The sequence below is a fragment of the Mesorhizobium sp. M2E.F.Ca.ET.209.01.1.1 genome, assembly GCF_004010375.2.
In the GTDB taxonomy this organism is placed as follows: domain Bacteria; phylum Pseudomonadota; class Alphaproteobacteria; order Rhizobiales; family Rhizobiaceae; genus Mesorhizobium.
Genome location: NZ_SADP02000523.1, coordinates 1 through 354, shown reverse-complemented (window position 1 = coordinate 354; position 354 = coordinate 1). Strand labels below are relative to the sequence as shown.

At 62.1% G+C, this 354-nt stretch carries 1 pseudogene; it reads right to left on the bottom strand.

What is annotated here, in order from left to right:
• A pseudogene (locus tag EN852_RS36755) lies at positions 1–354 on the bottom strand (carbohydrate ABC transporter substrate-binding protein); the annotation flags it as partial.

The window sequence follows — 354 nt, the reverse complement described above, 5'->3', positions numbered from 1 at the left end:
GGTAGAGCTTGCCGTCCGGCGCGGTGGTGAAGGATTTGCCGATGAAGTCGTCGACGTCGAGCATCGGATCTGTGACGTCCTTGCCCTCGCCGGCCATCCAGTCGGTCAGGTTGCGCGCCTGCTGATAACGCCAGTGCGTGCCGATCAGGTCGGAGTGGTTGACCCAGCCGTCATAGAGGTTCTGGCCGGTCTGCATCTGGGTCTGGAACTTCTCGACGACGTCGCCCTCCTGGATGACATCATGCGTGACCTTGATGCCGGTGATGGCGGTGAAGGCCGGCGCCAGCGTCTGCGACTCGTACTGGTGCGTTGTCAGGGTTTCCGACACGACCTTGATTTCCATGCCGGCGAACG